Annotated in this window: 12 protein-coding genes; 4 read left to right on the forward strand and 8 right to left on the reverse strand. The window is 71.1% G+C overall.

Annotated elements, in window-relative coordinates:
• Positions 1–121: 121 nt before the first annotated feature.
• The gene (locus ACZ7CH_RS36700; protein WP_360396924.1) at positions 122–874 is read right to left on the reverse strand and encodes a hypothetical protein; all 753 of its coding nucleotides are present in this window, start codon (positions 872–874) and stop codon (positions 122–124) included.
• 60 nt (positions 875–934) lie between these two features.
• Here ACZ7CH_RS36700 and ACZ7CH_RS36705 point away from each other — a divergent pair, with 60 nt between their 5' ends.
• Both ACZ7CH_RS36705 and ACZ7CH_RS36710 read left to right on the forward strand, forming a co-directional pair.
• Complete coding sequence (locus tag ACZ7CH_RS36705) at positions 935–2,140, forward strand: DNA cytosine methyltransferase (RefSeq protein WP_360396923.1); 1,206 nt, start codon at positions 935–937, stop codon at positions 2,138–2,140.
• 309 nt (positions 2,141–2,449) lie between these two features.
• Positions 2,450–3,703 (forward strand): thioester domain-containing protein, encoded by a 1,254-nt coding sequence (locus ACZ7CH_RS36710; protein WP_360396922.1) that lies wholly within the window; start codon positions 2,450–2,452, stop codon positions 3,701–3,703.
• Positions 3,704–3,782: 79 nt separating this feature from the next.
• Here the strand turns inward: ACZ7CH_RS36710 and ACZ7CH_RS36715 are convergent, their stop codons facing one another.
• Entirely contained in the window at positions 3,783–5,120 is a 1,338-nt protein-coding gene (locus ACZ7CH_RS36715; protein ID WP_470369696.1) for a BNR-4 repeat-containing protein, read from the reverse strand.
• A gap of 164 nt (positions 5,121–5,284) precedes the next feature.
• Between ACZ7CH_RS36715 and ACZ7CH_RS36720 the strand changes: the two genes are divergently transcribed.
• Both ACZ7CH_RS36720 and ACZ7CH_RS36725 read left to right on the forward strand, forming a co-directional pair.
• On the forward strand, positions 5,285–5,455 hold the full coding sequence (locus tag ACZ7CH_RS36720; RefSeq protein ID WP_360396920.1) for an antitoxin: 171 nt from the start codon (positions 5,285–5,287) through the stop codon (positions 5,453–5,455).
• Positions 5,456–6,097, forward strand: coding sequence for a putative glycolipid-binding domain-containing protein (locus ACZ7CH_RS36725; RefSeq protein WP_360396919.1), 642 nt, complete (start codon positions 5,456–5,458; stop codon positions 6,095–6,097).
• 127 nt (positions 6,098–6,224) lie between these two features.
• Here the strand turns inward: ACZ7CH_RS36725 and ACZ7CH_RS36730 are convergent, their stop codons facing one another.
• The 6 genes from ACZ7CH_RS36730 to ACZ7CH_RS36755 form a co-directional block, all read right to left on the reverse strand.
• Positions 6,225–7,409: a thiolase family protein gene (locus ACZ7CH_RS36730; RefSeq protein ID WP_360396918.1), complete on the reverse strand. Its 1,185-nt coding sequence runs from the start codon at positions 7,407–7,409 to the stop codon at positions 6,225–6,227.
• A 16-nt stretch (positions 7,410–7,425) separates the two neighbouring features.
• On the reverse strand, positions 7,426–9,144 hold the full coding sequence (locus tag ACZ7CH_RS36735) for a hypothetical protein (RefSeq protein WP_470376040.1): 1,719 nt from the start codon (positions 9,142–9,144) through the stop codon (positions 7,426–7,428).
• 9 nt (positions 9,145–9,153) lie between these two features.
• Positions 9,154–10,698 carry a fibronectin type III domain-containing protein gene (locus ACZ7CH_RS36740; RefSeq protein ID WP_360396916.1) on the reverse strand — a complete coding sequence of 515 codons (1,545 nt, stop codon included), beginning with the start codon at positions 10,696–10,698 and terminating at the stop codon, positions 9,154–9,156.
• A 9-nt stretch (positions 10,699–10,707) separates the two neighbouring features.
• Positions 10,708–11,658 (reverse strand): prephenate dehydrogenase, encoded by a 951-nt coding sequence (locus ACZ7CH_RS36745; protein WP_470376079.1) that lies wholly within the window; start codon positions 11,656–11,658, stop codon positions 10,708–10,710.
• Between the two features lie 34 nt (positions 11,659–11,692).
• Positions 11,693–11,983, reverse strand: a complete 291-nt coding sequence (locus ACZ7CH_RS36750; protein ID WP_360396914.1) for a hypothetical protein — start codon at positions 11,981–11,983, stop codon at positions 11,693–11,695.
• Between the two features lie 217 nt (positions 11,984–12,200).
• Positions 12,201–13,406, reverse strand: coding sequence for a M20 metallopeptidase family protein (locus tag ACZ7CH_RS36755; RefSeq protein WP_470376041.1), 1,206 nt, complete (start codon positions 13,404–13,406; stop codon positions 12,201–12,203).
• Positions 13,407–13,424: the final 18 nt, after the last annotated feature.

Below are 13,424 nucleotides of genomic sequence, written 5' to 3' on the forward strand. Positions count from 1 at the left end.
ACACACGACGCGCCCACACCGCCCTCGGCGGCCAGCCACCCATCACCCGACTGACCGCCTAGACATCAACAACGTCACGAATCAGTACAGCTAGGAGAGTACGAAAGCTCCCCGCGTGCACTCACCAGGCGCCCTCGTCGCCGTAGGCGGCGGTGAGGGCGAGCTGGTAGCCGAGCAGCGCCGCGGTGACCTCACGCGGCTGGTGCGCCGGCCGCACGAGTCCCTCGCCGAGCACCTTCGGCTGCGACTCCACGAGCTCCGGTGTCCGCTTCAGCAGCGCGAGAGCGATCTCAGCGGCCTCGGCGAGCATCTCGTCCTCGTCGTCGAGCACGTCCTGCATCAGCCCCACGACGAACGACGGCAGCCGCTCCGGCACCGCGCACGCGAGCGCCACCAGGCACCCGACCCGTTCCGACGCCAGTGCCTCGAAGATCTTCGGCGCGCCCTGGGCGACGGCGTGCCGGGTCTGCGTGAGCCAGTCCGGCGCTGTCCTCGGCAGCTCGCGGCCCAGCGCGTTCCACCGCCGGTGGGTGCGCCGGCCCTCCTCGGTGAAGCCCTTGCCCGCCAACGCGAGCGCGGCCAGCAGGAAGATGACCCGGTCCCGCACGTCGGCGGCCACCTTGTACGAGGCGCCCAGCTCGACCAGGAACGGCACCGCGCAGAACGAGGCCTCCGACACCGTGTCGTCGGTCAGCAGGCGGTCGGCGAGCGAGGTGAACGCCTCCAGCCTGACCTCGGGCGACGGGTCCACCAACGCGCGCAGCAGACCGGGCAGCCGTTCGGCGCCGCCCCGGCCGTCGTAGACCTCGACCCAGGAAATCCTGTCGAGTCCGCGCAACGGGTCAGGCCGTTGCCAGGCACGCGGCAGTTCCATGCGGGAAACCTACGGGATGTCCGGCAAAGCCATGAGAAGCCGCGCCCGTACGATCTCGCCGTGTCCTTCTCGGTGGCCGACATCTTCTCCGGTGCGGGCGGGATGAGCTTCGGCTTCCACGCCCACCGCGACTTCCGGGTCGTCGGCGCGGCGGACGCGCAGATCGGCAAGCCCTCGTCGCGCCTCGGTTCGTTGCGCTGCAACGACACCTACCGGGCCAACATCGGCGTCGATCCGCTGGAGGTCGACCTCGCCCGCATCTCGCCCTCGGCGTTGCGCGAGGTCTGGGGCCTGCGCCGCGGCGAGCTCGACGTGCTGCTGGCGTGCCCGCCGTGCTCCGGTTTCAGCCGCATCACCGCCGCGAACCACCTGCGCGACGACCCGCGCAACTCGCTGGTCGGCCGGATCGCCGTCTACGCCGAGGAGCTGCGGCCCAGGACGATCCTGGTGGAGAACGCCCGCGAGCTGGTGAAGGGCAAGCAGCGCCACCACTTCGACCAGCTCGCCGACTCGCTGACCGAGCTCGGCTACGACGTCACCGGCGGCACCCACCTGCTGTCCGACTACGGCCTGCCCCAGCTGCGCGAGCGGTCGCTGATGGTGGCCGTGGACGCCGGCCTGCCCCTGCGCACGCTGCACGACGTGTGGGAGGGCCTGCAGCTGCGCCCGGCCGCCGCCACGGTCCGCCGCGCGATCGGCAAGCTGCCGCCCGTCGAGGCCGGTCTCGCGCACCCCGAAGACCCGATCCACGTGTCGCCGACCTTCTCCCAGGACCGCAGCCTCGACCGGATGCGCGCCATCCCCGCGGACGGCGGTTCGTGGGCCGACCTGCTGCGCTCACCGGAAACCGCGGAGCTGCTGAATCCCGCACAACGCAAAATCGTCGAGCAGCAGAACTGGGGTTCTCACCCGGACGTGTACGGCCGGATGTGGTGGGACGAACCGGCCCGCACCATCAAGCGCGAATGCGGCCACGTCGGCAACGGCCGTTATGCCCACCCCGAACAGCACCGACTCTGCACGGTCAGGGAGATGGCGCTGCTGCAGGGCTTCCCGCGGCAGTTCAAGTTCGACGTCTCCATTCTCGGCAACGCCTACCGGCACGTCGGAGATGCCGTTCCGCCGCTCATCGCCTACCAGCTCGCGGGCCTGACGAAGTGGATTCTCACCGGTCAGCGCCCCGAGCCCCGCGACCTCTGCCTGCGCGGCACCTCATTGCGCCCTGGTGACATCCGTCCCACCGCCGTTACCGAATTGGTGGCTTGAGAGTGAACCGCGAGCGTTCTGGGTACGTAGCAGGACGCTGCGGAAGATAACTGTTGGGCAACGAATTTATCGTCACCTGACAAAAGCGATGCATCAGCCATCGATCCACTGTGGACCTTTTTGGCACGTTTTGGCAGCTCACGTCATGTATGATGCGATCTTCATACCTCGCTCAACCGGGTGACACCCCATCGGCTAACGTCCCGCTCGCTTCCTGTCGGTTCGGTGTCGACTTCCGGTGTCCACCGCTCCGGCCGAAGTACTCGACTTTTCCTGCGTTCGGGCTAACTTCAGCGAGCAAGGAGACCCATGGCTTCCCGGTTGAGGATCGGCGCGGCGCTTCTCGGCGCTGCCGCCCTCCTGTCCCTCTCGACCCCCGCGGCGTTCGCCGACGTCGTCGTCACGCCCATCGAGGGCGACTGGCAGTACGGCCATGACGTCTACCTCGTGCCCAAGGTCGGCAACACCCCTCCCCGGCACAACGACGAGTTCAGCACCGGCCTGATCGGTGTCAAGCTCAAGGAAGACGGCAAGGAAGGCCGCTTCCAGGCGTACTGCGTGGAGCTGCCGACCGACCTGGAGAAGGGCAAGCCCCTCCAGGAGGTGCCGTGGGACAAGCACCCCAACCCGAACACCAAGTTCAAGGACAACGCGGGCAAGGTCCTCTGGATCCTGACCAACTCGTTCCCGACCAAGTCGGTCAAGGAAGTCAACGACAAGTTCGGCGACGGCAAGAAGCCGTACGACGACCGCGAGATCATCGCGGCCACGCAGGCGGCGATCTGGCACTTCACCGACGGCGCCCAGCTCGACGAAGCCAGGGAGCTCGCCGGCGGTGAGAAGGGCGGCGGCGCCGACCTCGTCAAGCTCTACAAGAAGTTCCTCGCGGAAGCCCAGGACCTGAAGAACGACCAGCCGAAGCCGACGCTGCAGGTCGAGCCGGCCGAGGTCAAGGGTGTGGCCGGTGGGCTGCTCGGCCCGTTCACGGTCACGACGACCGCGGGCGAGATCACGCTGACCGCGAAGCTCCCCAAGGGCGTCACGATCACGGACAAGGACCGCAAGCCGCTCGCCGTCGCGAGCTCGGGTGACGAGCTGACGGCCAAGGCCAAGGACACGGCCGAGAAGGTCACCGAGTTCTACGTCGACGTGCCCGGCGACGCCAAGCCCGGCAAGGTCGAGCTGACGGTCAAGGCGGAGGCCTCGCTGCAGGCCGGTCGGCTGTTCGTGTCCGAGGACAAGAACCAGAAGACCCAGTCGCTGGTGATCGCGAAGGCCTCCGAGGTGAAGGTCGAGAAGCCGGCCCGTGCCGAGTGGACCGCGGGGACGACGGTTCCGCCGACGACCACGACGACGACCACCACGACCACCACCCAGCCGACCACGACGACGGTCCCGCCGACCACGACGACCACGGCCCCGCCGGCTCCGGGTGGTGGCACGGACGAGGACCTCGCCTCGACCGGTGCCTCGATCCTGTGGCCGCTCGTGGGTGGCCTCGTGCTCATCGGTGGCGGTGTCGCCGCGCTGTTCGTGGTGCGGCGCAAGAAGGCCGGCGCCTGATCTGAGCGCCTGACAGACGAACGCCCCCTGGGTCCGCGCCGGTCCAGGGGGCGTTTGCTGTCTCATGGGCCGGAACCGGTCAACGCCGGGCCAGCCCCACCACGCTGATGTCCCCGTCGGCCACCGCCACGTCCCGCTGCGACGAAGCGCCCGAGAAGATCGCCCTGGCCGGGTCGCGGAAGTTCGCCACCACCTCGACGCGCTGCACCGGCTTGGCCGTCGGGATCACCGTCTCGGCCTCCCAGGTCCGCCCGAACCGCACGAGGTGGGTCAGGACGTTCGGCTTGCCGTCCTCGGTCGCGTAGACGCGCCAGGTGAGCGGGTCCACGGGTTCGATCTCGCGGGTGCGCAGGCCGCGGGCCACCTCGCGGGTGTCCCAGCTCCGGCCGTTCCACGTCGAGAGGTGGTTGCGGAGCGGGCCGCCGTCGGGGTCGCCGGAGAACCACAGGACGAACGGCCGGCCCAGCACCGTGCCGACCTGCTGGACGTAGTCGGGGGACTTGACGTTGTTCGGGACGGTCAGCGGGGTCTCCGCGACCTTCAGGAACGACTCCTGGTCGGCGTCGTCCACCTGGGTGCCCAGGTCGCGGCCGGACGCCGAGTAGAAGTGCAGGTCGCGGGGGTCGAACCAGGTGTAGTAGATGTTGCGGTGGTAGCGGTCGTGCTTGTGGCCCTCGAAGCCGCCGCCGGCGAGCGTGTAGGCGATGCGGACGCGGCCAGAGTCCTCCAGGCGGAGCTGACCGATGTAGATCTCGTTCATGTTGTCGGCGCGCGCGGTGGAGCCGATGGCGAACGGGTGGCCGGTGAGCTCGGTGGAGCTCTTCCACGTCTTGCCGTTGTCCTTCGACACCACGTAGAGCATCGGGCGGGTGTCGGTGGGGACGTTCGGGTCGAGGTCGCCCGATGTCTCGCGGTAGAACACGTAGATCGTGCCGTCACGGGTCACGAACGGCATCGGGTACGTGGCCGCGTTCTTGGAGATCACGGTTTCTGCCCACGTGCCGTCGGCCGAGTGCGGCCGGGGTGAGCGGGACATGCGCAGCTCGACGTTGTGCATGCCGCGGAAGACCAGCAGGTGGCCGTCGCGGGCCTGGACCACCGTCGGGTAGTTGTGGGCGTCCGAGTCGCCGTCGGCGATGCGGTGCGGGGGCGACCAGGTGGCCGCGCGGTGGTCGTACGACTGGACGTAGCTGTCCTCGTACTGGCCCGCCCACGAGATGAACGTCTTGCCGGCCTTCCGGTCGTGCACCCCGCCGGCGACGGGGCGGCGGTCGCTGCGGGCCGCCACGTTCGTGGCCGTGGTCGTCACCGCGAACTCCGCCTTCCCGGGCTTCCCGGCCGTGGCGTTGGCCGGGGGGACTGCGACGAGCGGCAACAGCAGTGCTGCGGACATAACTCCACGCAGGAGCCGTGTCATGGGGCGATCCTCCTGGTTCTGGCCGCGACGGCGGCCGACCAGGCGGCGGCGTGGCACATCATGGTTGCGCCGGGCCGACTTGTCCAGGTGCAGTCAGCGTGATCGCGCCTATCACCACGCGGGGGCTCCTCGGGTACCCTGCGTCAGGAGCGGAGGAGCACCACATGAACTTCGACGAGATCAAGAACAAGGCCCTGGACCTGGCTCAGCAGCACCACGAGCAGGTCGACAAGGGTGTCGACGCGGCGGCTGACTTCGTCGCGCAGAAGTTCGGTCACGAAGAGCAGGTCGACTCGGTTGCCGAGAAGATCAAGGACATCCTTCCAGGTGGATGAGTGAACTCCTTCAACGCCACTGACGCGGGGCGGGTCACCTCGAACGGGGAGACCCGCTCTCCTTCTGCACGCCGGCCCGAGATGATCACCTGGCAGGGGCTCCACGAGCCCCGGCTGGAGCAGGTCAGGCTGCTGCTGTCGAACGACCAGCGCCTGCGCGCCTCCGGCCGGCTGGTCGCCGCCGGGCCGGACGAGCAGTTCAACGCCTCGTTCGAGGTCTCCGTCGGCGAGAGCGGCCAGGTCAACCGGCTGCTGCTGCGCACGGCCACGGTGCTGGAGGAGCGGCAGTGCTCGCTCAGCCGCACCGAGGACGGTGCCTGGCTCGTCGACCACGGCCAGGGCGCCAAGCGCGAGACGTTCAACGACGCGCTCGACGTCGACGTGCAGTTCTCCGTGCTGTTCAACGCCATCCCGATCCGGCGGCTGGACCTGCACCGCGAGGAGGGCGAGCACAACCTGCCGGTCGTGCGGGTCTCGCTGCCCGACCTCACGGTGCGCGCGGTCACCCAGACCTACAAGACGATCTCGGTCGGCGACGAGGTCTCGGTGGTGCGCTTCAAGAGCGGCGGGTTCGAGCAGAACATCAAGGTCGACCAGAACGGCCTGGTGCTCGAGTACCCGTTGATCTCGAAGCGCATCTGACCGGTCAGAACACCTCGGCGAGCGGTTCCGGGTCGATCGCGGGCTCGGCGGCCCTGACGCGGAACCGTTCCGGCGCGGGCCGCTGACCAGGCCCGCGCGGTTCTGGCGCGCCCCCGAAACCCGGCGACTAGACCCGCACGGCCACCGCGACGCCCTGGCCCACGCCGACGCACGCGGCAGCGATGCCCACGCCGCCACCGCGTTGCCGCAGGTGGCGGCACACGTCGATGATCACTCGCGGCATCGAGGCGCCGAGCGGGTGCCCGTAGGCGATGGCGCCGCCGTGCACGTTGACCTTCTCCTTGTCGATCTCCGGCAGGTGGTGCAGCACCGACAGCGCCATGGCCGCGAACGCCTCGTTGACCTCCCACAGGTCGACGTCGGCCGCGTCGAGGTGCAGGCGCTTCAGCAGCTTCCTGATCGCTGACACCGGCGCCACGGTGAACCGGTGCGGCTCCTCACCGGTCGTGGCGCTGCCCAGCACCTCGCCCAGCGGTTCCACGCCCAGCTCGGCCGCGAGCGCCTCCGTGCCGAGCAACGCGGCCAGCGCGCCGTCGTTCAGCGGCGAGGCGTTGCCCGCGGTCACCGAGCCGGTGTCGGAGAACGCGGGCTTGAGCTTGGCCAGCTTCTCGGCGCTCGTGTCGGCGCGGACGTTCTCGTCGCGGCGCACCGCCGTGCCGTCGGGCAGCTGCACGGGGAACGCGAACCCCTCGTGCACGCCTGCGTCCCACGCCGCCGCCGCACGCCGGTGCGACCGCAGCGCGAAGTTGTCCATCTGCTCACGGGTGATGCCGAGCTCATGGGCGACGGTCTCCGCGGCCAGCCCCAGCGGCACCGTGTAGTGCTTCGGCATCCGCGGGTTCACCAGCCGCCAGCCCAGCGCCGTGGACACCGTCTCCAGCCGGTCGGGGAACGCCCGGTCCGGCCGCGCGGTCACGAACGGCGCCCGGCTCATGCCCTCGACCCCGCCCGCGATCAGCAGGTCGGCGTCCCCGGTGACCAGCGCCCGCGCGCCCTGGATGATCGCCTCGCCACCGGACGCGCACAGCCGGTTCAGCGTCGCGCCCGGCACGCTCACCGGCAGCCCCGCCAGCAACGCCGCCATGCGCGCCACGTTGCGGTTGTCCTCACCCGCGCCGTTCGCGTCGCCGAGCAGCACGTCGTCGATGCGCGCGAGGTCGAGGCCGGGGTAGCGGCGCAGCAGGTCCACGATGGGCAGAGCGGCGAGGTCGTCCACCCGGATGCCGGACAGCCCTCCCCGGTACCGGCCGAACGGCGTGCGGGCTGCGTCGAGGATCAAAGCGCGGGCCATTGGTCCATCTTGGGGTCTACGGCTTCAGCAAGAAGGGAACGTAACCCGTTTCGGGGTGTGCCTCCGGGTCGGTGCTGAACGCCCTGACCTCGATCGCGTGCGGCCCTTCCGTGAGCGAGGCGGTGTTCAGCGAGATCCGCCACCGGCCCGCGCCCGCGGGCCCGTCCGCCGTGGTGGGGACGGTCGCGATGTGAGTGCCGTCGAGCCTGACCTCGAACCCGGCGAGACCCGCGACCGCCGCGTCCAGCGCGGTGATCCTGATCTCCAGCACGACCCGGCCCCTCGCGAGCGCGGCACCGTTCTGCACGGGCTGACCACCCGAGTCGAGCACCTCGGCGACGGGGTCGGCCAGCGACGGGCGGGCGTCCACGAGCGGGCTGCCCGAGTCGCGCTTCGAGATGCCGGAGACGGGGCCGGCGAGCTCGACGTCGGTGTGCGTGACCTGAACGCGGTCCGCGGTGAGCAGCCCGACGTTGAGGGTGTCGGTGAACGCCTCCCGCGGCAGGTCGGCCACGGCCGCGTACTCGGCGCCGGGCTTCCACTGCTGGCCCTCGACGGCGGGCCGCAGCGGCACCTCGACGTCGTTGACCTCCACCCGGTCGACCGGCGGACCCTCCCCGGAGGGGATCAGCGCGAGCCGCAGCTGACCGGCGGTGACGTCCGGGATGCGCTTGACCGGCGCGGGTGCCGCGTCGACCCGGACGTTCGGCGCGGGCACGTTCGGGGGCGCCTCCGCCGCGGCGGCGCGGAAGCCGATCAGGTCGATGCCGGCCCTCACCCGGTCACCGGCGAGCGCGGCGATCCCGGCGAGAGCGGTCGCCTCCCGCCACGGCGGCACGAACGGCGAGGTCGCGACCACCTCGCCGTCGCGGTGCACCTGGACGCCGGTGGGCCCGACCACCAGCTCCCAGCGCACGCTCGTGCCCGGCACGGCGGCGGGGACCGGCTTGGTCGCGGTGCCGCCGGGGACGAGCTCGACGACCGAGTTGCCGGCCGCGTCGGTGCTGACGGTGACGCGGACGGCGTTCGGCAGCACCGGTTCGCCCTGCACGCTCACCGGACCGGGGACCAGGTCCAGCAGCAGCCTGCCGCCGCTGCCGGGGGCGTCGGTCTCCACGACGAACCGGCTCTCGTCCGGCCCGCGGACGAACGGCGTGCGGGCGCGCAACGACACCGCCCGCGTGCCGCAGCTGCTGCTGATCACGAGCCGGTCGTGGTCGTCGTCGTCACCGGAGGTCGCGCGGGCGCAGTCGGTGCGCTTGCCGAACCGCCAGCGCCCCTGGTCCGGCTCGTCGGTGCCGTCGAACCGGTCGACGAACGAGTACTGCGCGGTGTCGGCCCGCGGCGTCGCCCTCGTGCGGGCGGGCTCGGAGTACTGGCCGAACGAGTCCACCGCGCGGATCTCGACCTCCTGCTCCTGGTCGTTGCGCAGACCGTTGAGCTGGGTGCCGGGACGGGTCACGAGCTTGCGGTGCTCACCCCAGCGCACCTCGTAGGCGGGGGCGTCACCGGTCCACGTGAGCTGCACGCGGTGGTGGCCGGGGCGGGCGGTGACGGCACCCGGCGCGGCGGGACGGCCCTGCGGACCCGGCACGAGCGCGAGGTCGGCAGCGAACGGCTTGAGCTTCGTCGGCGGCGGCGGAAGCTCGGGCGTGGTCGGGTCGCCGGTGTCCCTCAGGAGGACGACACCGACCACCAGGGCCAGGCCCGCGACGGCGAAGGCGACCCGCTTCATGTGGTCACGCTAAGGCGTTGTGCGCAGCTCGAACACGGTTTCGGTGGTAACGGGTTCGCCATGATCGGCCGGAAGGACGCTCAGCTTGAGCCGGGGGCGGGCACCGAGGTCCGCGGCGTTCAGCCAGAACTCGTGCCGGCCGGGAACGGCGCCGCCCTGCTCGTTCGTCGGCAGTGCCACGACGCGCTTGCCGTCGAGCTCCAGCTCGATGCCGCGGTGGCCGATCGCGTTGATCTCCGCGGTGACGAGCACGCGCCCGGTACGGGGCAGCTGCTGCGGTGGTGTGGTGCCGTCCTCGTGCATGACCTGGAGCCGCGGCGGGCCGGTTCTCATGCCGCCCGGCCGGTCGGGCAGCCGGGGCAGCGTGCCGGGGCGGCTCTCCGGTTTGCGGAACACCACGAGCTGCGCGTCCCGCGGCGCCTCGACCCCGCGGTCGCCCAGCGGCAGGTCCACCACCGACGGTTCCTCGCCCCTCAACGTCACGAGCTTCGCGGCGATGGCGTCGTGCGGCACCTCGACCGTCGCCGGGAGGACCTCGGTGGGCACCGCCCGTTCCTCGACGCCGCCGACCCCGAACGAGTCGAGGAAACCGCCGCCGTCGATCCGGATCCGCGGGTGCGCCAGCGGGGTGGTGAGCACGACCGGCTCACCCGCGACCACCACGCCGTCGCGCACCGCGAGCACCGCGTCGGGCAGCACCCGCAGCTCCCAGCGGTGCCGCACACCCGCCACGAGCCCCGTCAGCGGCGCGTCGCCCAGCTCGACCTGCCGGTCGCTGCGCGGCAGGTCGGGGTCGGCGACGATGCGCGTGCCCTGGGTTGTGATGTCGAGGCTGACCGCGCCCTTCGGCTGGAACTCCTGGTCCTTCAGGAAGTGCCACGGCGCGGGCAGCAACGTCAGCCGCACGTGGCTCGACTCGACCGCACCGGCGACGCTGATGATCGCCCGCCCGGTCGCACCGTCCCGGCCGGGCACCCCGAACCGGATCGGCGTGTTCGACTGGAACATCGCCGTGCCGCAGTCCACGTCGACCCGCTTGCCCCGGCCGAACGGCCGCAGCCCCAGGCAGTTCTGCTCCGCCTCGACCCGCCACTTGCGCGGGTCCAGCGCCTCCGGCCCGTCGAACCGCTCGGGCTGCCCGACGAGCTCGTCGTCCCACCGGTCGTCGTAGAGGTCCTGGGGCGTGGCGGTGATCATCAGCGGCTCCGAGCGCCGCCCGATCGCGTTGACCGCGCGCACCTCGACCCTGACCTCCTGGTCCGGCCGCAACCCGGCGAGCTCGACCTCGGGGTTCGGCACCAGCTGCTCGTTGCCGTTCCACCGCACCTCGTAGGCCGGTGCGCTGCCGGCCCAGCTGACCTGCACCGCGTCCGCGTCGAGCGCCTGCGTCCGCGGACTGGCCGGCTTGACCGGCTCCTGCTGCTGCACGACCCGCACCCGGTCGTCGACCTCGCGCTTCAGGTTGTCCGGCGCATCGCTCGCCCGCAGTGCGACCACGGCGGCCACGACCAGCGCGAGTCCACCGAGCCCACCCGCGAGCGTCCGTCGATCCACCCGGCGACCTTACGACGTTTCCGCAGCGGCGGTGCTTCCGTTCAGCGCAACCACACGCCCACCCCGGGACCCCAGGTTGCGCAGCGCCGCGAGCGCCCCCGGCTTGCTCAGGTCGAGCGTCACCGCCGCCCTCGCGGGCTGCTCGACCAGCGCTTTCCTGCCCTCGTGCCCGGCCTCGATCGTCTTGGCCAGCCCACCGGTGCTCGCGAGCGACCCCCGTGCCGCCCCCAACCGCCCCAGCGCGTCGTCCACCGCCATCAGCAACGCGTCCCGGTTCCCCTCGCACATCGCCCTGACGAGCTCCGGCCGGCTCCCCGCGACCCGCGTGCCGTCACCGAAGCTCCCCGCCGCCAACGCCAGCGCCAGCGGCCCGCCACCCGCGCCGACCGCGGCCAGCACCGCGGCCAGGATGTGCGGCAGGTGGCTGATCCGCGCGACCGCCTCGTCGTGCTCCTCCGGCGTGGTCGGCACGACGTGCGCCCCCAGGTCCAGCGCCAACCGCATCACGTCGACCAGGTGGTCGTCCGCCTCCTCCGGCGTCACCACCCAGGCGGCGTTCTCGAACAGCCCCGCGCTCCCCGCGTCCCACCCGCTGCGGCTCGTCCCCGCCATCGGGTGCCCGCCCACGAACCGCACCTCCGGCGCATACCGGTGCACGGCGTCGTGGACGGGCCCCTTCACGCTGGTGACGTCGGTGAGCCGGGTGTTCGGCGGAACCTTCCTGAGCAGGTCGGGCAACGCGGGCAACGGCACCGCCAGCACGACGAGCGCCTCGGGGTCGCGCCGGAGGGCCTCCTCGACCCCGACGACGTCGAACCCCTCCGCCCGCGCCCGGTCCGCGTCGTCCCTGCTCGCCGTGGCACCCCACACCGTGCGCCCGGCCGCCTTGGCGCCCCGCAGCACGGACCCGCCGATCAGTCCCAGTCCGATCACGCACACGTCTCGCACACCGCACATCATTCCGTGCGAGGCGGCTTCGGACGACAACGCCTCGTCAGGCCCCGCCGCCAAGTCGCCGCAGGACGGACTTCGCGCCCTGCGCGCTCACCCGCGTGACCACGACCGCGCCGGCCAGGGCCGTGAGCGTGATCATCAGCGCCGACTGCGGATCTTGGCCGCGCTCGATCAACCATCCGGTGAAGGCAAAGGTCATCGCCACGATCAGGGCGTGCGCGATCGTGAGTGGTTGTGCCACGGCAAAGCTCCTGTTTCCCGAAACGGTCGAGCAGTCGCTCGACTGAGAAACGAAGTCTTGCAGCGGTGGAAGTGCGAGACGATCGGCCATAGGCGGGGACTTGAATTCCGATTGACACCACCAGGTGGGTGATCTTGCCGCTTGGATCCGGCTTTCAGTGCAGGTCGACAGCGTTCCCGGCCTCGAAAAACATCCGGTTGGGTTAACAAGCTCCATTCCGTTCGGCGTGGAAACGACTGTCGATCGTTCTCCGCGGCGCGGTCGTGGACAACCGCACCGCGGAAACGGATTTCCCTCCGAGCCGTGCCTACCGGAGGGCGTCCAGCGCGAACGCCGCGTACATCGCCACCCCGTGCTCCATCGACGCCTCGTCGAACAGCACCCGGTTCGAGTGGTTCGCCTCCGCCTCCTCCACGTCGACCCCGCGCGGGCAGCCGCCGACGAACGCCAGCGCACCCGGCACCCGTTGCAGCACGTAGGAGAAGTCCTCCGCACCCATCAGCGGGTCCGGCAGCGGCTCGCTCCACGACGGACCCATCAGCGACGTGGCGAGGTCGAGCACGTGCTGACCGACCGCGTCGTCGTTCACGGTCACCGGGTAACCGGGCACGATGCTGATCTCCGCGCGACACCCGTGGGCGGCCGCCGTGTGCTTCACGACCTGCTCGAGCTCGGTGTGCACCTGCTTGCGGGTGAGCTCGGACAGCGTCCTGATGGTGCCGTCGAGGGTGGCGACCTCGGGGATGATGTTGGTGGTGGTGCCGGCCCTGATCTGGGCCACCGTGACCACCGCCGGCTGGTGCGCGCTGATCCGCCTGCCCAGCATCGTCTGGATCGCGCCCACCATCGCCGCCGCGGCGGGCACCGGGTCGACGGCGTTGTGCGGCATGGCGCCGTGGCCGCCGCGGCCCTTCACGTGGATGTGGAACGTGTCGGCCGACGCCATGATCGGGCCCGGCCGGCAGGTGATCACGCCCGAGCGCAGCTTCGACGTGATGTGCAGTGCGAAGGCCTTCTCCACGCCGTCGTCGAGCAGGCCTTCCTCGATCATGTACCGGGCACCGTGGTAGCCCTCCTCGCCCGGCTGGAACATGAACAGCACCCGGCCCCGCAGCGCGTCGCGGCGGTCGGCGAGCAGGCGGGCGGAGGCCGCCAGCATCGCCACGTGCGTGTCGTGGCCGCAGGCGTGCATCGCTCCGTCCACTTCGGACGCGAACGGCAGGCCGGTGTCCTCCTGCAGCGGCAGGCCGTCCATGTCGCCGCGCAGCAGCACCGTGGGCCCCGGCTGCTCGCCCTCCAGCACCGCGACGACCGACGTCGTCGACTTGCCCGTGGTGATCTTCAGCGGCAGGCCCTCCAACGCGTGCAGGATCGCCGCCTGCGTCTTGGGGAGCTGAAGGCCCTGTTCGGGGTGGCGGTGCACCTGCCGCCGCAACGCGACCGTGCGCGGCTGGAGCGCGCGGGCCGCCTCGAGCAGTCCGGCGAAACGGGGTTCCGGTGTGGTTGTGCTCATCCTCCGATGGTCGCACCA

It is taken from the genome of Lentzea sp. NPDC037011, assembly GCF_055607425.1.

Excerpts from the sequence above, each read along its gene's own strand:
- ACZ7CH_RS36710 (WP_360396922.1), top strand. The coding sequence starts at position 2,450 with ATGGCTTCCCGGTTGAGGATCGGCGCGGCGCTTCTCGGCGCTGCCGCC.
- ACZ7CH_RS36720 (WP_360396920.1), top strand. The coding sequence starts at position 5,285 with ATGAACTTCGACGAGATCAAGAACAAGGCCCTGGACCTGGCTCAGCAG.
- ACZ7CH_RS36730 (WP_360396918.1), bottom strand. The coding sequence starts at position 7,409 with ATGGCCCGCGCTTTGATCCTCGACGCAGCCCGCACGCCGTTCGGCCGG.
- ACZ7CH_RS36755 (WP_470376041.1), bottom strand. The coding sequence starts at position 13,406 with ATGAGCACAACCACACCGGAACCCCGTTTCGCCGGACTGCTCGAGGCG.
- ACZ7CH_RS36700 (WP_360396924.1), bottom strand. The coding sequence starts at position 874 with ATGGAACTGCCGCGTGCCTGGCAACGGCCTGACCCGTTGCGCGGACTC.
- ACZ7CH_RS36750 (WP_360396914.1), bottom strand. The coding sequence starts at position 11,983 with ATGGCCGATCGTCTCGCACTTCCACCGCTGCAAGACTTCGTTTCTCAG.
- ACZ7CH_RS36715 (WP_470369696.1), bottom strand. The coding sequence starts at position 5,120 with ATGACACGGCTCCTGCGTGGAGTTATGTCCGCAGCACTGCTGTTGCCG.
- ACZ7CH_RS36735 (WP_470376040.1), bottom strand. The coding sequence starts at position 9,144 with ATGAAGCGGGTCGCCTTCGCCGTCGCGGGCCTGGCCCTGGTGGTCGGT.
- ACZ7CH_RS36745 (WP_470376079.1), bottom strand. The coding sequence starts at position 11,658 with ATGATGTGCGGTGTGCGAGACGTGTGCGTGATCGGACTGGGACTGATC.